General features: G+C 40.0%; 26 protein-coding genes. 21 read left to right on the forward strand and 5 right to left on the reverse strand.

Annotated features, from left to right (window positions below; translation table 11 throughout):
* The first annotated feature begins 54 nt into the window (after positions 1 to 54).
* Positions 55 to 1,509 carry a tRNA uracil 4-sulfurtransferase ThiI gene (gene thiI, locus HII17_RS15000; protein ID WP_169076186.1) on the forward strand — a complete coding sequence of 485 codons (1,455 nt, stop codon included), beginning with the start codon at positions 55 to 57 and terminating at the stop codon, positions 1,507 to 1,509.
* Positions 1,510 to 1,575: 66 nt separating this feature from the next.
* Here the strand turns inward: thiI and HII17_RS15005 are convergent, their stop codons facing one another.
* Positions 1,576 to 2,334, reverse strand: coding sequence for an outer membrane protein assembly factor BamD (locus HII17_RS15005; protein WP_169076187.1), 759 nt, complete (start codon positions 2,332 to 2,334; stop codon positions 1,576 to 1,578).
* Between the two features lie 152 nt (positions 2,335 to 2,486).
* On the opposite strand from HII17_RS15005, the gene rluD reads away from it, so the two are divergent.
* The 3 genes from rluD (at position 2,487) to clpB (ending at position 6,886) form a co-directional block, all read left to right on the forward strand.
* Entirely contained in the window at positions 2,487 to 3,461 is a 975-nt protein-coding gene (rluD, locus tag HII17_RS15010; protein ID WP_169076188.1) for a 23S rRNA pseudouridine(1911/1915/1917) synthase RluD, read from the forward strand.
* The gene (gene pgeF, locus HII17_RS15015; protein ID WP_169076189.1) at positions 3,442 to 4,203 is read left to right on the forward strand and encodes a peptidoglycan editing factor PgeF; all 762 of its coding nucleotides are present in this window, start codon (positions 3,442 to 3,444) and stop codon (positions 4,201 to 4,203) included. Before rluD ends, pgeF begins: the two co-directional genes overlap by 20 nt.
* Before the next feature lie 106 nt (positions 4,204 to 4,309).
* A complete protein-coding gene (gene clpB, locus HII17_RS15020) occupies positions 4,310 to 6,886 on the forward strand; it encodes an ATP-dependent chaperone ClpB (RefSeq protein WP_169076190.1) in 2,577 nt (858 codons plus the stop codon).
* Positions 6,887 to 6,922: 36 nt separating this feature from the next.
* Here clpB and HII17_RS15025 read toward each other — a convergent pair whose 3' ends face one another.
* The gene (locus HII17_RS15025; RefSeq protein ID WP_169076191.1) at positions 6,923 to 7,369 is read right to left on the reverse strand and encodes a DUF4124 domain-containing protein; all 447 of its coding nucleotides are present in this window, start codon (positions 7,367 to 7,369) and stop codon (positions 6,923 to 6,925) included.
* A gap of 187 nt (positions 7,370 to 7,556) precedes the next feature.
* Here HII17_RS15025 and pssA point away from each other — a divergent pair, with 187 nt between their 5' ends.
* Positions 7,557 to 8,441 carry a CDP-diacylglycerol--serine O-phosphatidyltransferase gene (gene pssA / locus HII17_RS15030; protein ID WP_169076192.1) on the forward strand — a complete coding sequence of 295 codons (885 nt, stop codon included), beginning with the start codon at positions 7,557 to 7,559 and terminating at the stop codon, positions 8,439 to 8,441.
* Between the two features lie 104 nt (positions 8,442 to 8,545).
* Here pssA and HII17_RS15035 read toward each other — a convergent pair whose 3' ends face one another.
* The 3 genes from HII17_RS15035 to flgA form a co-directional block, all read right to left on the reverse strand.
* Entirely contained in the window at positions 8,546 to 8,974 is a 429-nt protein-coding gene (locus HII17_RS15035) for a flagella synthesis protein FlgN (RefSeq protein ID WP_169076193.1), read from the reverse strand.
* 23 nt (positions 8,975 to 8,997) lie between these two features.
* Complete coding sequence (flgM, locus tag HII17_RS15040) at positions 8,998 to 9,312, reverse strand: flagellar biosynthesis anti-sigma factor FlgM (RefSeq protein WP_211185378.1); 315 nt, start codon at positions 9,310 to 9,312, stop codon at positions 8,998 to 9,000.
* Positions 9,313 to 9,386: 74 nt separating this feature from the next.
* Positions 9,387 to 10,079 (reverse strand): flagellar basal body P-ring formation chaperone FlgA, encoded by a 693-nt coding sequence (flgA, locus tag HII17_RS15045; protein ID WP_169076194.1) that lies wholly within the window; start codon positions 10,077 to 10,079, stop codon positions 9,387 to 9,389.
* A 161-nt stretch (positions 10,080 to 10,240) separates the two neighbouring features.
* Here flgA and HII17_RS15050 point away from each other — a divergent pair, with 161 nt between their 5' ends.
* The 16 genes from HII17_RS15050 to HII17_RS15125 all read left to right on the forward strand — a co-directional run bounded on the left by HII17_RS15050 (position 10,241) and on the right by HII17_RS15125 (position 26,238).
* Positions 10,241 to 11,170 carry a chemotaxis protein gene (locus HII17_RS15050; RefSeq protein ID WP_169076195.1) on the forward strand — a complete coding sequence of 310 codons (930 nt, stop codon included), beginning with the start codon at positions 10,241 to 10,243 and terminating at the stop codon, positions 11,168 to 11,170.
* Between the two features lie 31 nt (positions 11,171 to 11,201).
* A complete protein-coding gene (locus HII17_RS15055) occupies positions 11,202 to 12,035 on the forward strand; it encodes a CheR family methyltransferase (RefSeq protein WP_169076196.1) in 834 nt (277 codons plus the stop codon).
* A gap of 63 nt (positions 12,036 to 12,098) precedes the next feature.
* The gene (gene flgB / locus HII17_RS15060) at positions 12,099 to 12,497 is read left to right on the forward strand and encodes a flagellar basal body rod protein FlgB (RefSeq protein ID WP_169076197.1); all 399 of its coding nucleotides are present in this window, start codon (positions 12,099 to 12,101) and stop codon (positions 12,495 to 12,497) included.
* Between the two features lie 2 nt (positions 12,498 to 12,499).
* The gene (flgC, locus tag HII17_RS15065; protein WP_169076198.1) at positions 12,500 to 12,919 is read left to right on the forward strand and encodes a flagellar basal body rod protein FlgC; all 420 of its coding nucleotides are present in this window, start codon (positions 12,500 to 12,502) and stop codon (positions 12,917 to 12,919) included.
* A gap of 18 nt (positions 12,920 to 12,937) precedes the next feature.
* Positions 12,938 to 13,624, forward strand: a complete 687-nt coding sequence (locus HII17_RS15070; protein WP_169076199.1) for a flagellar hook assembly protein FlgD — start codon at positions 12,938 to 12,940, stop codon at positions 13,622 to 13,624.
* 28 nt (positions 13,625 to 13,652) lie between these two features.
* Positions 13,653 to 15,029 (forward strand): flagellar hook protein FlgE, encoded by a 1,377-nt coding sequence (flgE, locus tag HII17_RS15075; RefSeq protein WP_169076200.1) that lies wholly within the window; start codon positions 13,653 to 13,655, stop codon positions 15,027 to 15,029.
* A 173-nt stretch (positions 15,030 to 15,202) separates the two neighbouring features.
* Positions 15,203 to 15,946, forward strand: coding sequence for a flagellar basal-body rod protein FlgF (flgF, locus tag HII17_RS15080; protein ID WP_169076201.1), 744 nt, complete (start codon positions 15,203 to 15,205; stop codon positions 15,944 to 15,946).
* Between the two features lie 22 nt (positions 15,947 to 15,968).
* Entirely contained in the window at positions 15,969 to 16,757 is a 789-nt protein-coding gene (flgG, locus tag HII17_RS15085) for a flagellar basal-body rod protein FlgG (protein ID WP_169076202.1), read from the forward strand.
* A gap of 18 nt (positions 16,758 to 16,775) precedes the next feature.
* Positions 16,776 to 17,456 carry a flagellar basal body L-ring protein FlgH gene (gene flgH, locus HII17_RS15090; protein WP_211185379.1) on the forward strand — a complete coding sequence of 227 codons (681 nt, stop codon included), beginning with the start codon at positions 16,776 to 16,778 and terminating at the stop codon, positions 17,454 to 17,456.
* A 26-nt stretch (positions 17,457 to 17,482) separates the two neighbouring features.
* Positions 17,483 to 18,586, forward strand: coding sequence for a flagellar basal body P-ring protein FlgI (locus HII17_RS15095; RefSeq protein ID WP_169076204.1), 1,104 nt, complete (start codon positions 17,483 to 17,485; stop codon positions 18,584 to 18,586).
* Positions 18,587 to 18,599: 13 nt separating this feature from the next.
* A complete protein-coding gene (gene flgJ, locus HII17_RS15100) occupies positions 18,600 to 19,559 on the forward strand; it encodes a flagellar assembly peptidoglycan hydrolase FlgJ (RefSeq protein WP_169076205.1) in 960 nt (319 codons plus the stop codon).
* A gap of 45 nt (positions 19,560 to 19,604) precedes the next feature.
* Entirely contained in the window at positions 19,605 to 21,566 is a 1,962-nt protein-coding gene (flgK, locus tag HII17_RS15105; protein ID WP_169076206.1) for a flagellar hook-associated protein FlgK, read from the forward strand.
* Between the two features lie 9 nt (positions 21,567 to 21,575).
* On the forward strand, positions 21,576 to 22,784 hold the full coding sequence (flgL, locus tag HII17_RS15110; protein WP_169076207.1) for a flagellar hook-associated protein FlgL: 1,209 nt from the start codon (positions 21,576 to 21,578) through the stop codon (positions 22,782 to 22,784).
* Between the two features lie 62 nt (positions 22,785 to 22,846).
* A complete protein-coding gene (locus HII17_RS15115) occupies positions 22,847 to 23,818 on the forward strand; it encodes a flagellin N-terminal helical domain-containing protein (RefSeq protein WP_169076208.1) in 972 nt (323 codons plus the stop codon).
* A 232-nt stretch (positions 23,819 to 24,050) separates the two neighbouring features.
* Positions 24,051 to 25,019: a flagellin N-terminal helical domain-containing protein gene (locus HII17_RS15120; RefSeq protein ID WP_169076209.1), complete on the forward strand. Its 969-nt coding sequence runs from the start codon at positions 24,051 to 24,053 to the stop codon at positions 25,017 to 25,019.
* Positions 25,020 to 25,269: 250 nt separating this feature from the next.
* A complete protein-coding gene (locus HII17_RS15125) occupies positions 25,270 to 26,238 on the forward strand; it encodes a flagellin N-terminal helical domain-containing protein (RefSeq protein WP_169076210.1) in 969 nt (322 codons plus the stop codon).
* The last annotated feature ends 277 nt before the right edge of the window (positions 26,239 to 26,515 follow it).

Here is a 26,515-nt window from a genome sequence, read left to right on the forward strand (position 1 = left end):
TCCACACCCCCTAGTGTATAATGCGCGCCACTTTATTTTGTCTTGGTGGTATTAATGAAATTTATTGTTAAGTTGCAAGCGGAAATTGCGATTAAAAGTCGTCCCGTTCGTAAGCGTTTTACTAAAATTCTAGAATCGAATATTAAAAACGTTTTGCGTCGTGTTGATGAGCAAGTTACTACGCAGGTCAACTGGGATAGCATTGAAGTTAATACTAAAAATGACACAGGCGAAAACCGACAAGCACTTGTGGAGACCTTAAAGTGCATTCCAGGTGTAGCGTCATTTATCGAAGTACAACAAACTGACTTTACAGATCTTCATAGCATTTATGAGAAAACATTAGCTGTTCATGCAGACACTATTGCCAATAAAACGTTTTGTGTTCGAATTAAACGTAATGGTGATCATGAATTTAGTTCTCTTCAAGCAGAGCAGTATGTTGGTGGTGGCCTAAATCAAGCAGTTGAATCTGCAAAAGTTAAATTAAAAAAGCCTGAAGAAACTATTCGTCTAGAAATAAAACAAGACAAATTATTCATTGTTACCCAAGCACATAAAGGGTTAGGCGGATTCCCCATAGCAACACAAGAAGACGTTTTATCCTTGATGTCTGGTGGTTTTGACTCGGGTGTTGCTAGTTATCAGATGATCAAAAAAGGTGCTCGAACTCACTTTTGCTTCTTTAATTTAGGTGGCACAGCGCATGAAGTAGGTGTTAAGCAAGTAAGCCACTACTTATGGAGCAAATATGGCGCTTCACATCGCATTAAATTTATTGCAGTAGACTTTGATCCTGTGGTGGCTGAGATTTTAGAAAAAATTGAAAATGGCCAAATGGGCGTTATTTTAAAGCGCATGATGATGCGCGCTGCAGCGAAAGTTGCTGAAAAAATGGGCATTCAATCTTTGGTAACAGGTGAAGCATTAGGGCAAGTATCAAGTCAAACGTTAACTAACCTTAATGTGATTGATCGTGTTACAGAAACGCTAATTCTTCGTCCTTTAGCAGCGTACGATAAACAAGATATTATTGATATTGCTCGTGAAATTGGCACTGAAGATTTTGCTAAAACTATTCCTGAATACTGTGGTGTTATTTCAAAGAAACCTACAGTTAAAGCTGTTCTGTCTAAAGTAGAAGCTGAAGAAGATAATTTTGATTTTGGCATTTTAGATAGTGTAGTTGAAAATGCTCGAGTATTCGATATTCGAGATATTGGTCAAGAAACTGAACAAGAAGTGCAAGCTGTTCAAGAGCTTTCAGAAGTAGCTGAAAATACAGTAATTGTTGATATTAGAAGCCCTGAAGAAGAAGATGAAAAACCGCTGGAGCTAGACGGCATTGAAGTGATACATATCCCATTTTTTAAATTGGGTACACAGTTTGGTGATTTAGATAAATCGAAAGAGTATTTATTATATTGTGACCGCGGGGTAATGAGTAAGCTTCAAGCGCTATATTTACATGACAATGGCTTTAGTAACGTTCATGTATATCGCCCATAACAGACAATTGTTGATATAAAAAATGCCGCATATAGCGGCATTTTTTTTGACTAAAGAAGTTCTTTGCTAGTTAATCAATGCGTTGGCTGGGTAGTTTGCCGCTAACACTTGCAATGCGTTACGTTTTAAATCGTCTAACTTTAATTCTTCGTAACATCTAACCATCATTTCTAATGCGCTTTCCATTTCATTGCTTGGAGAATAATACTCTACGATATAACGAGCACGATTCGCAGCTGAAACAAAAGCATCGCGTTTAAAATAAAACTCAGCGACAGCTAACTCATAGCGAGCAAGACGTGACTTTATAGCTATCATTCGCTTTCTAGCATCAGCAGAATATTTGCTGTTTGGGTGATCATCGACTATTTTTCGAAAATCATTAAATGCATCACGTGACGCCGTTGGATCTCGGTCTGCTCTGTCGATACCCGCTAAGTCTTGGAATAAGTTTTGTTCAGTTTCCAAGTTGATTAAAGCGCGCATGTAATAAACATAATCTACATTTGAATGCGTAGGGTTTAATCGCAGGAAACGGTCGGCTAGCGCAACACCTTGCTCGGCATTACCTGTTTTGTAGTAAGCGAACAACAGGTCTAACTGTACCTGATGTGAAATTGGGCCAAATGGGAAGCGAGAGTCAATTGCTGAAAGAATTTGAATCGCTTTTTGATACAAGCCATTATCTAACGCTTCTCGAGCATCAACAAATAATGCCTGTGCTGAGCGGTCTGGTACTTTTTCAATGTCAACTTCAGAAGAAGAACAGCCTGTTAATGCCACTACGGCGGCTAATAATATGGCTTTTAAGGTCAATTTATCCATAGACTTGGTTATCACTACTTTGTTTTCGTTAAAATTATTATGAAAGCCCTAAACAAAAGGGTAAAATGCATTTCTAATTGTTGAGCAGCATTCTAACTCAGCAATCTTGCCTTGCACAGTGCAAATACAAATTTGATAGCAAAGAGATATTAATGGCCGAAATTATTCAACATCAGGAAACCATACCTCAAGAGTGTTTAGGAAAACGATTAGACCAAGCTTTAGCTGAAATGTTTCCTGATTATTCACGTTCTCGAATAAAAGAATGGATTTTAGCAGGAAATGTCTTAGTTGATGGACAAGCAATTACTAAAGCGAGAGAGAAAGTATACGGCGGTGAACTCGTTACTATTGATGCGACTGTTGAAGCTGACATACGTTTTGAACCTCAAGATATTCCACTGAATATTGTGTATGAAGATGACGATATTTTAGTCATAAATAAGCCAGCAGACCTTGTTGTTCACCCTGGAGCAGGAAACCCTGATGGCACTGTATTAAATGCTTTGCTTCACTATTGTCCTGAGTTAGAAGTTGTGCCACGAGCAGGTATCGTGCATCGACTAGATAAAGATACTACTGGTTTAATGGTGGTGGCTAAAACCATTCCGGCTCAAACCAATTTAGTTGATGCGCTACAAGCGCGAGAAATCACCCGCGAATATGAAGCGATTGCCAATGGCGTGATGACTGCAGGCGGTACAGTTGATGAACCGATTGGTCGTCACTCAACAAAGCGTACGCACATGGCAGTTACCATTTCAGGTAGACCTTCGGTAACTCACTATCGTGTTATGGAAAAATATCGACTTCATACTCGTCTTCGTCTTCGTTTAGAGTCTGGACGTACGCACCAAATTAGGGTGCACATGGCGCATATTTCACACCCACTAGTTGGCGATCCACTATACGGAGGCCGGCCTCGTCCACCTAAAAACTCTACCCCTGAGTTACTGGAATATTTACGTGGCTTCAAACGCCAAGCGCTGCATGCTGCTATGTTATCGCTATACCATCCCATTACTGGCGTATTGATGACGTGGCGAGCAGATATTCCAGATGATTTTGAGAAACTGGTAAAATTGTTGCAAGAAGATAATAAGCTGAATGCAAAAGAGCAGTACTAGCCTTCCAACAGTTAATATTAACTGGCCTGTAGAACAAGTGCAGGCCTTTACAACATTGCGTCAACCCCTAGTAAATAAAACAAAGTTAAATGACTTTGGCTTGTTTAATTTAGGTCTTCATGTGGGCGATAACAGCGCGGCGGTCTTAGTTAATCGCAAGAGTTTGCACGCTTTACTTCCTCCCAACAGCCAAATTCAGTGGTTAGAGCAAGTACATGGTGCAGATGTTGTAACGGTTGAACAAGTTAGTTCGACACCGCTTGTTGCTGATGCAGCAATTACACGACAAAAACACTTGGCCTTAGCAGTCATGACTGCTGATTGTTTACCGATATTAATCACGAATATTAGCGGTACTGAAATTGCCGCTATTCACGGCGGCTGGCGACCTCTTGCTTCACATATTATCAGTAATACTATAGATGCCTTAGAATCTTCGCCAAATGAACTTTGCGCTTGGTTAGGCCCTTGTATCGGTCCTAACGCATTTGAAGTCGGTGAAGAAGTTAAAGAAGTTTTTGTTGCTATATCGGATGAACTAGGTTTTGCTTTTAAAGCTAGTAAAAATGCTGGGAAATATTTTGCAGACTTGCATCAAATTGCTAAGTACCTGCTTGTTCAGTCGGGTGTGAGTACACATTATCAGTTGGCAGATTGTACTTATAGTAATTCAAATTACTACTACTCTTATCGCAGAGACAAACATACCGGTCGAATGGCGAGCATTATTTGTCGACAGTAACGGAAAGTTGAGCTAAATCAAAAATATAATCGTAATAAACTTGATTTTCTCTGGCTCGACCTTATACCTAAGAGTGAAGACCGTACTGTTTTTAGGAGAGGGCTAAATGCGTTTAGATAGATTCACCCAATCATTTCAAATGGCGATTTCCGATGCGCAATCATTAGCATTAGGCAAAGATCATCAATTTATTGAACCATTGCATTTAATGATGGCGCTGTTAAAGCAGTCAGGCAATAGCGTCATTCCGCTGCTAAAAAGTGCAGGTATTGAAGTTAATTCGCTACAACAACAAGTGGAAAAGTCGTTAGAAGGCTTGGCTCAGGTGCATGGTGTTGGCGGTGAAGTACAACTTTCAGCCACAACAGGTAAGCTTTTAAACCTTTGTGATAAATATGCGCAAAAACTAAACGACAGCTATATATCATCAGATGTTTTTCTATTAGCTGCACTTGAAGATACCGGTACACTAGGTCAAATTTTAAAGTCACTTGGTGCAAATGAAAAGCGCATTAAAGAGGCAATCACTCACGTTAGAGGCGGTCAAAGTGTTAATGAGCCGAATGCTGAAGATGTTCGCCAAGCACTAGATAAATATACGGTAAATTTAACTGAACGTGCAGAGCAAGGAAAGTTAGACCCTGTAATTGGTCGTGACGATGAAATTCGCCGTGCAATTCAAGTGTTGCAGCGTAGAACGAAAAATAACCCTGTTTTAATTGGTCACCCTGGCGTCGGTAAAACTGCAATTGCAGAAGGGCTTGCCCAGCGAATTGTCGATCATGAAGTTCCAGAAGGCCTTAAAAACAAACAAGTGTTATCACTAGATATGGGGTCATTGGTTGCGGGCGCGAAATACCGAGGTGAATTTGAAGAACGTTTAAAAGCAGTACTTAATGAACTCTCGCAGCTTGAAGGGCAAGTCATCTTATTTATAGATGAGCTTCATACTATGGTTGGTGCAGGTAAGACTGACGGCGCGATGGATGCAGGTAACATGTTAAAACCGGCATTAGCCCGAGGCGATTTACATTGTGTTGGGGCAACTACTTTGGATGAATATCGTCAGTACATTGAGAAAGATGCCGCATTAGAGCGTCGTTTTCAAAAAGTGATTGTTGATGAACCTACAGTAGAAGATACCATTGCTATTTTACGTGGCTTGAAAGAACGTTATGAATTGCATCATTCGGTTGATATCACCGATCCTGCAATTGTTGCAGCTGCAGCACTTTCTCATCGTTATATTAGCGATCGCCAGTTACCAGATAAAGCAATCGATTTAATTGATGAAGCAGCTTCAAGTATTCGTTTACAGATGGATTCAAAACCGGAAGATCTAGACAAGTTAGAACGCAAAATTATCCAGCTTAAATTGGAACAAAAAGCGCTGGAAGATGAATCTGATGAATCTTCAATTAAACGACTGCAGGCGATCTCTTCGGATATAGACAAACTGCAAATTAGTTATGATGAACTTGATGAAGTATGGACAACTGAAAAAGCGGCATTGCATGGTACCCAAGCAATAAAGGCTGACTTAGAGCAAGCTAGAATTGATTTAGAAGCCGCTCGTCGTTCTGGAGATCTCAACCGAATGTCGGAATTACAATATGGGCGCATCCCTGAACTTGAAAAACAGTTAGATTTGGCAAGCCAAGCAGAGATGCAGGAAATGAGCTTGTTACGTAATAAGGTCACTGAAGTTGAAATAGCCGATGTTCTAAGTCGGGCAACAGGCATTCCTGTAGCGAAAATGCTATCGGAAGAGCGAGAAAAATTACTTAAAATGGAAGATGAACTTCACAATCGTGTCATAGGCCAATCTGAGGCTGTTGTTTCTGTATCAAACGCCATTCGACGTTCAAGAGCAGGACTAGCTGATCCCAATCAGCCTATAGGTTCATTCTTATTTTTAGGGCCTACGGGGGTAGGTAAAACAGAGTTAACTAAGGCATTGGCGGAGTTTTTATTTGATACACAAGATGCGTTAATTCGTGTTGATATGTCAGAATTTATGGAGAAGCATTCTGTAGCTCGATTAGTAGGTGCTCCCCCTGGTTATGTAGGCTATGAAGAAGGTGGATATTTAACCGAAGCAGTAAGAAGAAAGCCTTATTCGGTTGTATTACTTGATGAAGTAGAAAAAGCGCATCCTGATGTGTTTAATATTTTACTTCAGGTATTAGATGATGGTCGATTGACCGATGGGCAAGGGCGTACGGTTGACTTTAAAAACACTGTCATAATTATGACATCGAATATTGGCTCAGATATTATCCAAAATTATGCCGGTGATGATGAGTATGAGCAAATGCGCAGCGCTGTAATGACTGAGCTTGGTAGTCACTTTAAACCCGAGTTTATTAACCGAGTCGACGACACCGTAGTCTTTCATCCCCTTGTTGCGGAGCAAATTGTTGAAATTGCTAAAATACAGATTACATCATTGTCGCAGCGATTAGCTGAACAAGAGTTAACGCTTATTGTAGAAGATAGTGCGTTGCGTAAAATTGCCGAAGTCGGCTTTGATCCGTTATTTGGCGCAAGGCCACTGAAAAGGGCGATTCAAAATGATATCGAAAACCCTTTAGCCCAGCACTTATTAGCAGGAGATTTTGCTAAAGGTACGAATATTACGATGAAAGCGTCTGAAATTGGATTTGAATTTAAGGCAAGCTGATTGCTTGCCTTTTCAGGTGTAGAAATAAATTACTGACTATTGATTTGACTCATCATTACAGAAAACATCTACATACTTTTGACTAAGCGCCATTTGCTCTGTTTTTTCTTCTGCAGAGAGTAACCGTGAGTTCCCTTCTAAGTCCTTATAAAACACTTTTTCATAATCACCAAGTGTTTTTAAATTAAGCTTAGCTGATTCGCAGTTTTGTTTGATCATTTCCTTACTGTTTTGTGGGAGTTGATCGCCGTCTGTATTCTCATTTTCATTCTCATTTTCTTCGTTTTCACTATCTTCTGCTTTTTTAGCTACAGGTGCATAAGATACTTGAACGTCAATTTGTGCATAGTCTTTGTCCGTTGGATGCTCATGGCTAAAATGCACAACATTGTTACTATCTACCCAACGATATATGGTTGATTCTTGTGCCGACGCCGCACCTACAGTTGATAAAATCAATAAAGCTAAAAGGGATTTATGCATAAAAAGGCCTTACACCAACAAACTTTGAAGCCAATAAAAACTAGTATAGTTCAATCAATAGTAAACGTTAAAACTTGATATTTACAGCAATTTTTACATATAGGGTAACGAATTACGTAATGCGGTGGTAATCCATCTGTGGTAAATTACGCCTTTTAAACGTTACATCAAAGGACTTAGGATTTGTATGGCGTCGTCAAAATCTAAAGTTAATCATCAGAGTCGTGGTATTTACTTACTGCCAAACTTATTGACTACCGCAGGTTTATTTTCTGGTTTTTATGCAGTTATTTCTTCTATGAATGGGCATTTCGAAGCTGCTGCAATCGCTATTTTTATCGCTATGATATTTGATGGACTTGATGGGCGTGTCGCTCGTATGACCAATACGCAAAGCGAATTCGGTGCTGAATATGACAGCATGGCGGACATGGTTTCATTTGGCATTGCACCTGGTCTTGTAGCATACAACTGGGCACTGTCGGGGATGGGGAAATTTGGCTGGTTAGCGGCTTTTGTCTTCGTCGCAGGCGCGGCATTAAGGCTTGCACGCTTTAACACTCAAGTAGGTGTTGCCGATAAGCGATATTTCCAAGGTTTAGCCAGCCCAGCTGCAGCAGGTGTTATCGCTAGTATTGTGTGGACTGGCAATGACTATCAATTAAACGGCCAAGATTATGGTTTTATCATGGGAATCATTACCATTATTAGCGGTTTACTTATGGTGAGTAATTTCAGGTACCATAGTTTCAAAGAAGTCGATTGGAAAGGTAAAGTAAACTTTGTCGTCGTACTATTTATTGTATTGGTGTTTGTAGTCATAGCGTCTAGCCCAGCAGAGTTGTTGATGGCTATTTTTGTGCTATACGCAAGTTCAGGGCCAGTGACTACTGTTCGCTCCGTTAAAAAGTTAAAGCTTGAGCATGTGGTTGGTGATGACGATGATGAAGACTTCACTAATGCGAATTCTGCTAAAGCAAACCAAGAAAATGGTGAAGATAAAGTTCCATCACAGACGGATGCTTCTCAAGAGTCTATAAAAGCAAATGAAAAGACAGAAGATAAAGTTTAGTTATTTATTGAATGTTTAAAGCTGACAAAAAAAACGCCTAGTTGGCGTTTTTTTTTGTTAAATAATAAGTGAAGTTTTTCAGGTTTTGCTTTTAGTATAGTTATCTAGGCTTTGATATCTAAACTACTTAACCCTGCACTTTTTTTGCCTTTCGCATCATAGGTCATTGTTGATTTGCTGTGGCGTTCTAACAATGTGTTTTTCATACGCTCAACGGCTAACTCTGAATGATGAATTATTTGACCGTTCACTTCGTTGAGCTCCTTACAGTGCTTAAGTACCTCTTGAATCTCAGCTAACTTGTTGTCTAAATGGCCTTGTTTTTTATCTTCAATAAATTGTAAGTTGCTGCCAATGTTCGCATCAAAGCTTTCTATTGCCAATAAAAGCTCATGCTTTTTAGTGGTGATAGCACTTAATACCTCAGGGTTATGCTTGGTCAGCGCTTCTTTTTCTTCTGCCAATAAGCTCTCTAATGCATGTAGTTGCTCAAGCTGCTTATTTAGTAATTGATGTGAAGCACTCTCTGTCATGTAAACCCTCTAATTAATATGAGTTATATTAAGTCAAATTCGAATTTAACGATGCTTTCCGCTAGTTTTTCTGCGTCTACTTTATACGCACCAGATTGAATGGCTTTTTTAAGCTGTTCAATTTTCTTCTGGTTAACTTCAGGAGCGTCACCATTTTTCTTCTGAATTTCGTTCAACTGCTTAGCTTGCGGTGTCAAAGATACTGAATCTTGTGCCACTTTTGTTGCTTGTGAGTTAGTTGTTGCATTTTTTGCAGCTTGATTTTTAGTGTCGGACTGCTGTTGCACATTTCTATTAACTTGACTGTTGTTATTCAAGTTATTGATATTAATAGCCATTTTTAATACCTTCGTAAGTTACTATAATCATTCTATATTATTATCGGCCATTTCTTTAATATCTTTATAGTTTTTTATAAAATAATTGTAACTTTATTTAGTCCTGTAACCCTTCCTGTAACTAACTTTCCTGAGCGATCATTTCGTACTCTGACTTTATCACCTAAGTGACCACTATTAATTGATGTACCAGCAGTTTTTATTTGTAAGCTATCGCTTTTAGCGATGAGGCTAACATTATCGCCTTTACATACTAAGCAAATGTACCGTTTTGAAATAGGTTTTCCGGATGAAATATTACGCTTTGCTTTAGCACCTATAACATTATTTGACGTGGTAATTACTTCTCCCCGCACTTTTAACGTGGGGAGGTATCTCACCTTTACATTATCTGGCGTCAAAACACTGCCTTTATCTATAGGTTGTGTCGCTATTAAAACGGCCTTTGTTTCTGTGACTTTTACAGGAACATATAAGCTCCATGGTGTTGATCCTTCACAAGTTATTTTTACATTAACGTTTCTACTACGGCTATTTTCAGGTATATTTGCACTTAATTGATTTTTGCATGGCTTAATAACTATTCGCGGATCTAATTTTACAGTTTCTACTACAATCTTTTTTTCTTTTGATTTGGGTAAGCTCACTAAAACGCTAGTTTTAGCAAGGTTCTCGATGAATTGATGATCATAAGTATTTGCTTTTGCAAAACAGAACTGTTGACAGCTTAGTATCAGAAAAGTTAAAAAAATCTTAGTTTTGCTCATTTTTTGCAGCCATTAGGTTATTGAAAATTAAATACTCGTCTATGCTTAATGAAAGCAAGGCTAATAATTTGTATCTGTCAAAAAGCAGACACCTGTAAGTCGTATAAATTTATTACAATCAAGAATTGTGCCTTATTGGCTCAATTTAATAAGGGGTAACTATGGCGGGCATTTTAGATTCGGTAAACCAACGAACTCAATTGGTTGGTCAAAACCGACTAGAACTTTTACTGTTCAGATTAATTGGTCCACAGCGATTTGGAATTAACGTCTTTAAAGTAAGAGAAGTGTTACAATGCCCTCGTTTGACCTCTTTACCTAATCAAGACCCTTTTATTAAGGGGGTCGCTCATATTCGTGGACAAACAATTTCTGTTATCGACCTTAGTAAAGCAACAGGTGGACGTGATATTCCGCTCGATGAAAATTGTTTTATTATAATTGCTGAATATAACCGAAGTGTTCAAGGATTCTTAGTTGCAGGTGTTGAACGTATCACCACGTTAAGTTGGCAGGACATTATGCCGCCGCCAGAAGGAGCTGGTAAATCTAGTTACCTTACCGCGGTAACAGAAATTGACAATGAAATGGTGTCAATTTTAGATGTGGAAAAGATACTTAATGAAATTAGCCCTGTGTCAACTGAGTTGAGTGAAGAGGTTGTCGATGAGACTGTCGGCCAAAGTATCGGTGATAGAGTGATCATGATTGCCGATGATTCTACTGTGGCGAGAAATCAAGTGAAAAGAGCGCTTGAACCACTTGGGCTTAAAATGGTGTTGGCAAAAAATGGTCAGGATGCATTAAACCAACTCAACGAACTGGATAGTGAGTGTGAAAACTCAGTTGAAGAAAAAGTTGCGCTGCTTATTTCGGATATAGAAATGCCTGAAATGGATGGTTATACGCTGACAGCTGAAATCAAAAGTAATGAAAGGTTGCGCTCAATGCCTGTTATTTTGCATACGTCACTTAGCGGTGTGTTTAATAATGCGATGGTAGAAAAAGTTGGAGCTGAAGATTTTATACCTAAGTTCCACCCAGATGAATTAGCAACAGCCGTTAAAAAATGGTTGAAGATTGAAGAATAGCTGGCTAAGTGTTGATAGATAGGATAACGCAGTGTCTGCTAGACAGTTAGACGATAAAAGTTACCATGATTTTCGTACGTTCTTAGAACAGCAGTGCGGAATTGTACTTGGTGAAAACAAACAATACCTAGTGAAAAGTCGCTTGGCACCTTTGATGTCTAAGTTTGACGTTGAATCACTTGCTGTCTTAGTGCAACGAACCTTGAGTCCGATGGAGCGTCAGTTGCGTTCAGCAGTTATTGATGCCATGACTACCAATGAAACGCTTTGGTTTCGTGATGACTACCCATTTCAATTACTTAAGAATAAATTATTACCGCAATTTTCGGGACAACGTTCGCCATTAAAAATTTGGTCTGCAGCGAGTTCCTCAGGTCAAGAACCATATTCAATAGCGATGTCAGTGCTGGAATATCAACAATCAAAACCGGGAGCATTTCCTGGTGGCGTGCAAATAGTTGGTACTGATATTTCGTCAACTATGCTTGAGCATTGCAAGTATGCCCACTATGACAGCTTAGCGTTAGCTCGAGGCCTATCTGCAGAGCGTAAACGTTTGTTTTTCGAAAATGGTGACAATGGCATGTTGAAGGTAAAAGACAACGTTAAGAAGCTAGTAAGCTTTAGGCCATTAAACCTATTAAACAGTTATAGCTTAATGGGACGCTTCGACATTGTCTTTTGTCGTAATGTATTAATATATTTTGCACCAGAAATTAAAGCGCAAATATTGTCACAAATAAATGGCGTGCTGAATAAAGATGGCTATCTTTTTCTCGGCGCATCAGAATCATTATCCGGTTTAAATCAAAAATTTGATATGCTCAGATGCAATCCTGGCATCGTTTATCAAAAACAATCATAAAATTGACACTTCTTTTGGCATAAAACTTGAAAGGCTACTTCCAGAGATATTGGAGGTAGTATTATGGCTATTAGTTTTGATAAAGCATTTGGCATTCATCCACAAGGGATGGTTTTGCGTGCAAAACGCGCAGAGATAATAGCGAGTAACATTGCTAATGCCGATACCCCTGGTTATAAAGCGAGGGGGATGAACTTCCAAGACGCACTTGCCAGTGCGGCAAAAAATCAACAAATGGGTATGTCCCGCACCAACGAAAAGCACTTTGATGTTCGAATGGAACTCAATGATGGTGAAGGTTTTCGTGTTCCAGATCAACCAGATACGGGTGATGGTAATACAGTAAATGTACAAGTGGAACGAAACTTGTATCTACAAAACTCATTAGAGTATCAGGCTAGCGTTCAATTTATGAATGCAAAAGTTAAAGGCCTGAAAAAAGCAATCACTGGAGGTCAATAAATATGAGCCTTTTTAATGTATTTGAAATTAGTGGCTCAGGTATGGCGGCACAATCAGTGCGACTTAATACCACGGCAAGTAATATTGCTAATGCCGACAGTGTAAGTAGCAGTATTGATCAAACATACCGTGCAAGGCATCCGGTTTTTGCCGCAGAGATGCAAAAAGCTGCCGCAGGGCAAGAAGGATCTGTTGGTGTTGAAGTCCTAGGTATAGTTGAAAGTAATAAACCATTGAATGTCGAGTACTCTCCAGAGCACCCGATGGCAGATAAAGACGGTTATATCTACAAGCCAAACGTTAATGTGATTGAAGAAATGACGAATATGATTTCAGCTTCACGTTCGTATCAAACCAATATTCAATTGGCTGAGTCGGCGAAGAATATGGTTAATAAAACCCTAATGCTAGGTCAGCGTTAATTTACAGTGAGATAGATTATGGAATCAGTAAACGGTAGTAGCAGTTTAGATGGTCTACGCTGGCAAAGAGAAGAAGTAAAAGTTGCCCAAGATGATGATGGCATGCTTACGCAAGAAGACTTCTTTGCCTTAATGACCCAAGAATTAGCGCATCAAGATCCAACAAAACCGGTTGAAAATAATGAGATGATTTCTCAAATGACAGCGTTTTCAACGACAGATGGTGTGGCAAAACTAAATGATTCATTTGCCGATTTTGCTGCCAGTATGTCTTCGAGCCAAGCATTGCAAGCGTCGTCGTTAGTAGGTCGTAGTGTTCTTGTCGAAGACAACGTATTCGGTATGGCTGCAGGTGAAGAGCCTAAAGGGAAAATTATTACCGACCAGCCTGCAAGTAACGTCAATATTTATGTTGAGAATACTGCCGGTGAAATTATTCAAACGGTACCTGTGGGTAATGTAGCCGCAGGTGAGTCAGGGTTTACGTGGGACGGCATGATGTCGAACGGTGAACGAGCGCCAGAAGGTGCTTACCGGTTCCGTGTCGGTGGTTTAGTAGATGGTCAGGCTTCAGAATTACAAGCCATGACTTATCGTAAAGTAGATAGTGTGACGCTAGCCGGTGCTGGCGGACAAATAGTATTAAACCTAAATGGTGGGTCTTCAATGAATCTTTCAGATGTCGTTGAAGTGTCGCAAGGTTAATTCAGCTTAGAGTATGAAGAGGTAAAATATGTCTTTTAATATTTCATTAAGTGGCTTAAATGCAGCCCAGAAAGATTTGGACGTTACGTCGAATAATATCGCTAACGTTAATACAACAGGCTTTAAGGAATCAAGAGCTGAATTTGTTGATGTATACGCTGCATCGTTACTTGCAGGTGGCAAAACTAAAGTAGGTGATGGTGTATTAACGGCTGACGTAGCTCAGCAATTTGCACAAGGTAGTATTAAATTTACTAATAATGCACTTGATTTAGCAATTACAGGTAATGGTTTTTTTGCCACTATCCCTGAAATTGATAGTTTAGAGAAATCTTATACACGAGCAGGCGAATTTAAGCTAAACGCTGATAATTTTGTCGTGAACTCTAATGGTGGACACTTATTAGGTTTTCCAGTTAACCCTGATGGTTCGTCATCTTCTGTAGCACTCAGCACCGCTATACCTATTCGTATACCAACTGCATCTGGTGCACCACAGCAAACGGCTGAGGTTGATATTCGAATGAATTTACCTGCAGGTAATCCAATCATTGATCCATTAACGCCATTTGATCCAACGGATCCGTTAACGTTTGACCATTCAACATCAGTTACAGTATTCGATTCACTAGGCGATAGTCATATTATGACTTACTACTTTAGGAAGGCAGCCGCTAATGAGTGGGATATGTATACAGCCGTTGATGGCAATAGAGTAGATTTACAACCTACGGGTACTGCTGGTGTGGGTATCGGTTCCTACGCCCCTCCTGCAGCCGCTCCGGCGTTACCTTCTGCTCCGCCGCTTGCTGCGGGTAACTTGTCAGCCGTTCGATTAGCTTTCTCTAGCGGTGGTGATTTTGTTGGCCAATATCCTGGCACTATAGAGTCTGTAGCATTAGGTGCTGGTATATTGACTAATGGCGCAGATCCAGCTCAAACAGTTACTGTAGATTTTAATTTAGATACTTTAGGCCCTAATCCAAATGAACCAACACAGTTTGCTTCTGGCTTTGAAGTTACTGCGTTAGAGCAAGATGGCTTAGCTGTCGGTCGACTAACTGGCTTAGATATCGATGCTGATGGCCTTGTTCGTGCAACGTACAGTAACGGAACGTCAGAACCTCTTTCTCGAATTGCTTTGGTAAATTTCGCTAATAATCAAGGTTTAACTCAGGTTGGTGGTACCTCGTGGAAAGAAAGTTTAGTTTCAGGGGAAGCGCTTGCTGGTGAAGCTGGTTCCGGTACTTTTGGTACGATTAATTCATCTGCTTTAGAGCAATCAAATGTAAACCTGACATCTGAGCTAATCGACCTAATTTCAGCGCAACGAAACTTCCAAGCAAACTCTCGTTCATTGGAAGTTGATAACCAGTTAAACCAAACGATATTACAAATTCGTTAATTTAAACTGAAATCAAACACTATTATCTAGCTAGTGTTCCCAAGCCCTAATAGCCATTGACGCTGTTAGGGCTTTTTTAATCCTACCGAATTTCTTTCCTAAGAATATAAAAGAACATTTGGCATTTAAATTGCATTTATCTAATAAACTACGAACAATTATTGGAATTCATTATGGATAAGATGCTTTATATCGCGATGAGCGGTGCTAAACAAAATATGCATGCCTTATCAGTGAATGCAAATAACTTAGCGAATGCCAAAACAACTGGCTTTAAGGCTGATTTAGCACAGGCAAGAACGATGCAAGCCTTCGGTGAAGGTTTACCATCACGTGTATTTTCATTGACTGAAAGAGCAAGCCAAAACTTTGACGGCGGTGCTATGCATACGACTGGTCGAGATTTAGATATTGCTGTTCAAGGAGATGGTTGGTTTGCTGTGCAAACTGAAGATGGCTCCGAAGCTTATACAAGAGCGGGCCACTTGAAACTAACCGAAGCTGGAGCGCTAGAAACATCCAATGGTGATTTAGTGATGGGTGACGTTGGCCCTGTATTTTTACCACTTCCGGTAAATAACATCACTATCTCTAATGACGGCACAATTATGGTTCAGCCAGAAGGCGCACCGGCAAATGCCCAAGAAGAAGTGGCTCGCATTAAAATGGTTAACCCTGATGTTCGGTTAATTGAAAAAGGTAATGATGGGCTGTTTCGTCGCAAAGATGGTGCAGTAGAGCCGGCAGATATCGCCGTAGAGTTGCGAAGTGGCATGCTTGAATCAAGTAATGTAAACCCTGTGAACGAAATGACAGATATGATTGCACTGCAGCGTCAATTTGAAATGCAATTAAAACTTATGAAAACAGCAGAAGAAATTGATTCAGCAAGTTCTTCGTTATTGCGTGCTTTCTAACATAATTTAAACGAGGTGATGTATGAACCCAGCATTATGGATTAGTAAAACTGGCTTAGATGCGCAAACAAAGGATATTGCTGTTATTTCGAATAACCTAGCGAATGCTAGCACGGTTGGCTTTAAAAAGAGCCGAGCAGTTTTTGAAGATTTGCTTTACCAAACTATTAATCAACCGGGGGGCCGAAGTGCACAAGACACTGAATTGCCTTCAGGTTTAATGTTAGGTGCAGGCGCTAAGGTTGTTGCAACACAAAAAATTCATAGCCAAGGCGATATGATTACGACTGACAATTCACTTGATTTAATGATTCAAGGGGAAGGTTTTTTTGAAATTCTAATGCCTGACGGTACGTCTGCTTATACGCGCAATGGCCAATTTACCATGGACGAAGAGGGTAACGTGGTAACACCTGGCGCAGGTTATTTAATGCAACCACAAATAACCATTCCCGAAGATGCGTTATCGATAAATGTATCTCAAGATGGCGAAGTTTCAGTTACGTTGCAAGGTCAGCCAGAGCCGGCAGTAGTTGGGCAAATTAACACCGTTAATTTTATCAACCCAACAGGGTTAGAGCCAATTGGCCAAAACTTATTTACTGAAACAGCGGTAAGTGGGGCGCCAACAGAAGGTGTTCCCGGCCTAGAAGGTTATGGCATGTTAGTACAAGGTGCATTAGAGACTTCTAACGTAAATACCACGGAAGAGTTAGTAAACCTAATCGAAAGTCAGCGGGTATATGAAATGAATTCGAAAGTCATTTCTGCTGTTGATCAAATGCTTAGTTATATCAATCAGCAGTTATAGTGGTTTAAGGAGTTGAAGATGAAACACCTTATTGCAATTGTCACATTGGTACTGTTATCTGGTTGTGCCAGCGTAGAGCAGGCAAGAATTTTACCTGATGATCCTGATTTTGCCCCTATTTTGCCTGAGCCAGAAGAAGAAGAAGTGGTACCAACCGGTTCATTGTTTAAAGTTAACTATGTAAACAATATCTATTCTGACTCTAAGGCGCACCGTGTTGGCGATATCATCTCGGTTATTTTGAGTGAAAGCACTCAAGCACAAAAAAATGCGAAAACAGAGCTGAAAAAAGAAAATGACGCAACGCTAGATCCAATTACAGGGTTTGGTGGTGTACCAATTAACTTTAAAGGCGATGCCATTCAGTTCGGCCTTAATCAGAGTAGCAACTTCAAAGGCGACTCGAAAGCTAATCAAGGTAATAGTTTAAGCGGTAATATTTCGGTTCATGTCTTAAGAGTTTTACCAAATGGCAATTTAATGATCCGTGGCGAGAAATGGATGACGCTTAATAATGGCGACGAATACATTCGTTTGACCGGCATTATACGTTCTAAAGATATTTCTTCAGAAAATACAATTACCTCGCATAAAGTGGCAAATGCTCGCATTCAATATGCAGGTACAGGTACGTTTGCTGATGTTAATGAACAAGGCTGGCTGTCTAAGTTTTTTAGTGGTAAATGGTGGCCTTTGTAGGCTCTTAAAAGAATTAGGAGGTTAATATGAATAAATTCATTAAAATTTGCAGTGTCGTATTAACAAGCGTTGTATTGTTGTCTATACAGTCAGCTCATAGTCAACGAATTAAAGATCTGGCTGATGTGCAAGGTGTGCGTTCTAATCAATTAATCGGCTATGGTTTAGTTGTTGGTTTACCAGGTACAGGCGAGCAAAGCCCATTTACAGAGCAAAGCTTCAAAACCATGCTAAGTAACTTTGGTATTAGCATGCCTGCGAACTTAAAGCCCAAGATTAAGAACGTAGCTGCAGTAGCTGTTCATGCTGATTTACCAGCATTTGCTAAGCCAGGGCAAAAAATAGACATTACTATATCATCTATGGGCAGTGCGCAAAGCCTACGAGGCGGTACATTGCTGCAAACCATTTTAATGGGCATTGATGGAAATGCCTATGCTGTAGCTCAAGGTAGCTTAGTTGTAAGTGGATTAGGTGCGGAAGGGTTAGACGGTTCAAAGATTGTTATAAATACCCCTACTGTTGGTCGTATTGCAAACGGCGCTACCGTGGAGAGGGAGGTGAAATCTCCTTTTATGTCAGGCGATCACATTACACTAAATTTGCGCAATTCAGACTTTACTACGGCAAAAAGAATGTCTGATACCATCAACGATTTTATAGCTGGTACTGCTAGAGCAGTAGATGCTACATCAATTAAAGTCACTGCACCTAGAGATGCGGCTGATAGAGTGAGTTTTCTGTCAATGATTGAAAACCTTGAATTCGAACCTGACTCTCCAGCAGCTAAAGTTATCGTTAATTCTCGTACTGGCACGATTGTCATTGGCGCTGATGTAAGGCTACTAGCCGCGGCAATTACCCATGGTGGTATTACGGTTACGATTAACGAACAACAAGAAGTCTCGCAACCTGATGCATTCGCCGATGGTGAAACAGAAGTCACAGATAATTCGATTATTGATGTAAATAAAGATGACTCTAGAATGTTCGTTTTCAACCCAGGTGTTAGCTTAGATACCTTGGTAAGAGCAATAAATGAGGTAGGAGCTGGTCCTGGTGATGTGATGGCGATTTTAGAAGCGCTAGAACAAGCAGGGGCGCTACGCGGTGAGTTAATTATTATTTAATTAAGGTGATGACGTGGATAATAAACTAGCTGAAGCTCGTAACTTTTTTGATTTAAATAGCCTGAATAATATTCGTCAGCAGGCGAATGAGACTGATCAGGCATCCAAAAAAGCGGCGTTGAAAGAAGCGGCTCAGCAGTTTGAATCTATTTTTATGCAAATGCTGTTAAAGAGCATGCGTAAAGCAGAAGAAGTACTGGAATCGGACAGTCCATTTAATTCTCAGTCGACTAAATTTTATCGTGATATGCATGATCAGCAGTTGGCGGTAGAAATGTCTGCCAATGGTTCACTTGGTTTAGCCGAGTTAATCGAGAGACAACTTGGTGGTGGTGATGGAAATTTCACTCCAAGTTCAGTTTTAAGAACCGAGCAACAGGCGCCAAAAGCGTTTAAAATTGAACAGTTTGCAGAAAAGTTCTTGCAAGGGCCGTCAAATAATCGACAAGTTAATGATAACTCTGTGCTGCTTAACTCTCAGACTAAAGAATCTGAGATCACATTTAAAGCCCCTAAGGACTTTGTTACTGCTTTGCAAGAGCCTGCGAAAACAGTACAAAAGCAGCTTGGTATCCCTTTTGAAGTAGTTATTGCACAAGCTGCATTAGAGACTGGTTGGGGCCAAAAAGTCATTAAAACTAATAATGGTAAAAGCTCTAATAATTTATTCAATATCAAGGCTGATCGTCGCTGGGCCGGCGATAGCATTAATAAAGATACGCTTGAATATGAACAAGGAGCAATGGTTAAAAAACGTGAGCCATTCCGTGTGTACGACTCAATAAAAGACAGTGTAAATGACTATGTAAACTTCTTATCTTCAGGCGAAAGATATCAAGAAGCACTTACTAAACCTGAAAATGTGGAACACTTCCTGCAAGGATTACAGAAAGCTGGTTATGCGACGGATCCTAAGTACGCTGAAAAGATAATGGGTACTTTAAAAACCGTCACCAATTTATTAAGTAATTAATTCGCTATCGAATGGTACACCCTCGGTAGCCGAGGAGTGTAGAGCATGTCTGTTAATTTGTATAATACTGGAGTTAGTGGCATTTTGTCTGCTCAACAACAGTTGGCAACAACAGGCCATAATATTGCCAATGTTAATACTGAAGGTTACAGCCGACAGCGAGCAGAGCAGAGCCCACAAATAGGGTTGTATAATGGCGATAATTATCTTGGCTCTGGCTCCTATATTACCGACATCCGTCGAATTTATGACGAATTTGCTCAAAAAGAGCAGATGCTTAATCAAACCAATCTTGGCTATGCCGACGGCATGCACCTCAGCCTTGACCAACTAAATAATATTATCAGTAGTTCCGGTGAGTCGATAAACTCAAGTATTGAACAGTTCTATGTATCGGTTAATGCAATAGCTGATGATCCTAGCAATTTGGGCTTGCGCAATATGGCACTAAGCCAAGCGGGAATTGTGGCAAGTAACTTCAACTCCATTAGTAGTCAGTTTGATCAATTGGAAAAGTCTGTGAACGGAGAGATAGAGCAAATTGCCGTTCAGATTACCGAAATTGGTAGAGAGCTTGCTCGTATAAATGATCAAATATTGCAAAACAAGAGTTTTGATGGCTCTGGTCAGCCAAATGATTTACTCGATTCTAGAGAAAAGTTAATCGCAGACTTAAGTAAGTATACAAAAGTAAATGCGATAGAAGATCAACATGGTGTAATGACCGTTATGATTGGCGGTGGCACGACTTTAGTCGCTGGCGCAACGACCCTTTCTGTAGAAGTAAAGTCTGGCGATCCAGATCCCGCACAAACCCAACTTGAATTAGTTAATGGAACAACGCGCCTTGCTATTGATGAGAGAACGATGGGAGGAGAGCTAGGAGCTAAATTTGAATATCGAGATGTTGACTTAAAACAAGCACGAGCCGATATTGATCGCATCTCTACAGCGATAGCAATCACAATTAATGAAGTTCAGGCGCAAGGCCTTGACTTGAATGGCGTGCAAGGCGCAGACATATTCAATGATGTTAACTCCCCAACATTAGTCACAAGTCGAATTCAAAAACATGCAGGTAATACCGGTGGTCAGAATGGAGAAATTCATATTGACCCTACAGCACTTGGCCAGCTTTCTAGCGATGAGTTTGAAATTGAATTTGATGGTGCGAATTATCAATTAACCAATTTGAATACTGGCGTAACTTCAGCATTAGGTGCACCTGGTGGTGGCCCATTTGCTACAGGTTTTGGCTTTGATTTCGTTGAAAGTGGCGGTGCTCCTCTTGCAGGCGACAAGTTTCTAGTTCGTCCGGGCGAGAATAGTGCGGCATTAATGCAACAAGTCATGACTAACGGTGAAGGAATAGCAGCAAGTTCTGCAGTAGAGATTTCACCTTCAGACGATAATATTAGCGCTGGGAAAATTGAAGTGACAAATGTCACTAACCCTGCAGCAGCAAGAGCTTTAATGCCGATGCGCATCGAAGTGTTAGAAAACCCTGCAAACGTTTTTACCTATGATGTTTATGACAACACGAACGCACTTATCACTACCGCTGCATATACCCCCCCGGCACAAACTATTAACATCGGTGGTGTTTTTGATGTAGAAATCACAGGAACACCGTCGGGTATTGCAACAAATGGTCCTGAAGTATTCGATATAGTTGATGCATTTGGCCTCGGTAATGGTAGCAATGCTTTTGATATGGCTAATACCAAAGATGAAGGTTTATTAAACAATGGTCGAGAAACGTTTAACCAAAATCTAGCAATAAGCACTGCAACGGTAGGCACCAATGCCCATTCAGCAAAATTAGTAGCTGATACTGCAGATGCGCTTTTCACACAATCATTTAATCGGAATCAAGAGGTCAAAGGTGTAAACCTCGATGAAGAGGCCGCGAATTTACTTAAGTTCCAGCAAGCTTATCAAGCATCTTCAAAAATAATCTCAATTGCCAGTACTATTTTTGACACCTTATTAAATTCGGCGCGTTAGGAGTAAATTATGAGAGTTTCAACAGCGCAGATGTTTTTACAAAGCACTAAGCATATGACGACTAATGAGTCGAAGCTTAATGATCAATCAGCTTATTTAGCTACTGGAAAGAAAGTGCTTACGGCAAAGGATAATGGTGTTCAATATGGCACCTTGATCGGTTATAAAGACGAGCTTCAATCGATTGAGCTTTACCGTAGGAATATTACTCAAGCAACTAATAGAAATTCTTTATCCGAAGTACAATTTTCTTCAGCGCAAAATGTGCTAAATCAAATTAAAACAACATTTATTCAAGCAAATAATGGTGCAATGTCTGATGACGATAGAGATGCGTTATCTGAACAATTAATGCAAAACCTTGAACAAATGTTAGATATTGCCAATGCCAAAGATGAAACAGGTGGCTATGTTTTTTCTGGTTATCAAATTGATGTGAAACCTTTTGAATTACAACCAGATAATTCAGTGAATTATATGGGGGATAATGGCGTTAGAGAACTAAAAATTTCTCGTAGTGTAGCTGTGCCATTAAATCAACCAGGTGATGATGCGTTCGAGAAAGTAGAAAATAGGTTAGGGGATTTTTCAGCTACTTATAATACAAACACTAGCGGTGCTTCGGTCAATAAGGCTGTCATCTCTGATCGAGGAGTTTATGTCGATAATGCACCTTACACTCTAGATTTCACCGATGTTGATACGGACGGCAATCTTGAGCTTACTATTACTGATGGTGTGGCAACAACTGTCACTTTTGACCCATACGTTCCTGGCCAAACATATGGCTTTCCTGGAATGGAGGTTTCATTAGAAGGTATTCCTAATGTAGGCGATCAGGTAACACTTAATCCTGAGCCGAATATCAGTATTTTCCAAACGATCAAAGAGGCGATTGATTGGGTGAATGTAAAGAGCCCTGCTAATGGTACTGAAAAACACAAAACTGAATATGGCCATATATTAAGTCAAATAAATGCTTCACTTAACCATATTTCAACGCGGCAAGGTGATGCCGGCATTAACTTGCAATTGCTGCAAACTCAGTCCACTTATCATCAAGATAATGAACTATTGATGGAACAAGGCAGATCTTCTATCGAAGATTTAGACTATGCGGCGGCAGTTACTGAGTTTGAACAAGCCAAAGTCGCGCTTCAAGCAGCACAGCAAACATACGTTAAAGTACAAAATTTAAGCTTATTTAATTTTATTTAGAATTATTGGCACGCATGATGCTTTGATTTTAGTGTCAAAATATAAACAGAGAGAGGTTGGTTATGCCTTTATACGTAAACAGTAATATTAGTGCATTAAATGCACAACGACAGCTGAGTAGTTCAGGTAATGCATTAGATACGTCATTCAAGCGATTATCGTCAGGTTTACGTATTAACAGTGCAGCAGACGATGCAGCGGGTCTTCAAATTTCAGACCGTTTGCAATCTCAAATATTGGGTTTAAACCAAGGAAACCGAAATGCTAATGATGGTATTTCTCTAGCGCAAACAGCAGAAGGCGCGATGGATGAAATGACATCAATGTTTCAACGTATTCGTACGCTAGCGCAACAAGCAGCAAATGGTTCGAATACTGGTGACGATCGATTAGCACTTCAACAAGAAATTGTGGCGTTAGCGGAAGAAATTAACCGCGTGGCATCAGATACTACATTTGGTGGGCAAAACCTGTTAGATGGTACTTATTCAGCGGTTTTCCAAGTAGGTGCAGATGCTAACCAAGTTATTGGTTTTAGTATGGAAAACGTCGGTGCAACCGCGGCGATTAACAGTTTGACTGCAAATGGTGGTTTTACGTTATCAGGAATTGCCGGTATCGCGAGTGCCGTAACGGGCAATGCTCTATCTGACTTGTCAGTAGGTATATCTGGCGCATTAACATCTATTGCGACAGATGGAACATTTGCTAGTCGTTTTGTTGCTTCTAGTATCAGTGTTTCTACCCAGGATAATGCACAGTTTGTTTTAGCAGGTGTTGACGCGCTAATCGCTGTTGTAGATAAAAAACGTGCGGAGTTAGGTGCGGTACAAAATCGATTCCAATCAACGATTCGAAACCAAGCCAATATTTCTGAAAACTTATCGGCAGCGAAGTCTCGTATTAAAGATGCTGACTTTGCAGCGGAAACGGCGGCATTAACTCGAAATCAAATTTTACAACAAGCCTCACAGACAATCTTGGGTCAAGCGAACCAACGACCACAAGCAGCGTTAAGCTTACTACAGGGCTAACGAATATTCGTTCTATTTAAAAATAGATATAAAGGCATTAAAAGTTTATCTTTTAGTGCCTTTTTTATTGAAAAATATAAAGTTTTTAAAAATAAATAAAAAAATACTCAAATACTACTAAAGGAAAAAAATGAACGGCCGATAAGGTGTTTGTCGGGGGGTGAGAGACCCGACGCGAGCTAGAAGTTAAAAGCACTAGCTTAACGTTCAATAGAGTAAAGAGAGTATAGTTATGGCTTTATATGTAAATACCAATGTGAGTTCATTAAATGCACAAAGACAGTTAATGAACTCAGGGAATTCACTAGACACTTCATTTAAGCGTCTATCTTCTGGCTTACGCATTAATAGTGCGGCGGACGATGCTGCTGGCCTTCAAATTTCAGACCGTTTACAGTCTCAAATTATGGGGCTTAACCAAGGTAACCGAAATGCAAATGACGGTATTTCTTTGGCGCAAACGGCTGAAGGTGCAATGGATGAAGTTACCCAAATGTTTCAGCGTGTTAGAACGCTAGCACAACAAGCTGCAAATGGTTCAAATACTGATGAAGATCGTTTAGCTCTTCAAGAAGAAATTAGAGCATTAGCAGAAGAAGTAAACCGTGTAGCTTCAGATACAACGTTCGGCGGACAAAACTTACTTGATGGAACTTACAAGGCAAGTTTCCAGGTAGGTGCAGACGCAAACCAAGTTATTGGTTTCAGTATGCAAGATGTAGGTAGTACGGCAGCGATTAATCGTATGACAGCGAATGGCGGTTTTACGTTATCAGGTATTGCTGGTATCGCGAGTGCTGTAACAGGTAATGCCTTATCAGACTTATCAGTAGGTATCTCTGGTGCATTAACATCAATTGCAACAGACGGTACTTTTGCTAGTCGCTTCGTAATGTCGACTATTAGTGTATCAACTCAAGATAATGCTCAGTTTATTTTGGCCGGTGTTGATTCATTGATTGCTGTTGTAGATAAGAAACGAGCAGAGTTAGGTGCTATTCAAAATCGCTTCCAATCAACTATTCGTAACCAATCGAATATTTCAGAAAACTTATCAGCAGCAAAATCGCGCATTAAAGATGCTGACTTTGCAGCAGAAACTGCAGCATTAACTCGAAATCAAATCTTGCAACAAGCAAGTCAAACAATTTTGAGTCAAGCAAATCAGCGTCCTCAAGCAGCGTTAAGTTTATTAGGCTAATCTCTCGAATTAGTTAGTGACCAAATTGGTCACTAACTGTTTTATTCGAACATACTTTTGAAAAGAGTATTAGCGATAGTTTAACTAACGCAACAAATGTTAACTCTCTGCCGTAAGACGGCAACGCGTGGAGGCGACATCATTTCGGGGTAATGACTACATTGTGTCAAATGTATTCAAGAAATGATGAAAACCAGAAACACAAAGGTAGATTCTAAGCACTTTTTCTACCAAGCAGAGAGATGTTGATATGGCTTTATTTATTAATACCAATATCAGCGCTTTAAATGCACAACGTCAAATCAGTAACATAAGCAGCGCACTGGATACATCATTTGAGCGATTATCTACAGGGCTTAGAATTAATTCAGCTGCCGATGATGCTGCAGGACTACAAATAACAGACAGATTACAGTCCCAAATTTTAGGACTACAACAGGGAAACCGGAATGCAAATGATGGTATTTCCTTGGCCCAAACAGTTGAAGGTGCAATGGATGAAGTTACCCTAATGTTTCAAAGGGTAAGGACGTTAGCACAACAGGCAGCAAATGGGGCAAATACAGGTGAAGATCGACTAGCGGTGCAAGAAGAGGTTCGTGCATTAATGGAAGAAGTAAACCGTATTGCCAAAGATACCACTTTTGGTGGAGAAAATTTGCTTGATGGTACATATCGTTCTGTTATTCATATTGGGGCTGATGCAAATCAAGTGATCAGTTTTAATATGCAACAAGTAGGTGCAACCGCCGCTATTAATCGTTTAACGGCAAATGGTGGTTTTACGTTGTCAGGTATTGCAACTATTGCTAGTGCAGTAGTCGGGGCAAGATTGAGCACATTAGCTGAAGGTGTATCTGATCTAGAAAATGCGGCATTAGCAGCAGATCAGTTTAATGTACATTTTCGAGCGAGTGCAATTTCAGTTTCCTCAATTACAAACGCGCAACTTACCTTGGCGGGTATGGATTCACTAATTGCTGTTGTAGATAAAAAGCGTGCAGAGTTGGGTGCAATACAAAATAGATTTGAAGCGACGATTAGAAATCAGGCCAACACTGCTGAAAATTTGTCAGCAGCAAGGTCGAGGATAAAAGATACAGACTTTGCAAGTGAAACTGCTGTATTGACAAAAAGTCAGATATTGCAGCAGGCAAGTCAAACAATTTTGAGCCAAGCGAATCAAAGGCCTCAAACTGCGTTAAGCCTATTAGGATGATGTGTATTAGAGTTCACCAGTGCGGCAAGGATTGCCGTTATAGGTAAAAATCTGCCGGTTATTAGTCTTTTACTTAGAGCAATAATATTGCTAGTGAGAATTAAGTAATGAATAATGGGTAGAGACGCGCCCTTATCGTATGGGGTAATTCGGTAAGGGCGCTATATATTAATGGTGTTTTGTTGAAAGCGTGGAGGCTATAAACAATTTTACATCATTAATCGCGAACCTCTCTCACATTCGCGTAATTTTAATAAGCATATTGTGTGCCAACTTT

Source organism: Thalassotalea algicola (assembly GCF_012932965.1).
In the GTDB taxonomy this organism is placed as follows: domain Bacteria; phylum Pseudomonadota; class Gammaproteobacteria; order Enterobacterales; family Alteromonadaceae; genus Thalassotalea_F; species Thalassotalea_F algicola.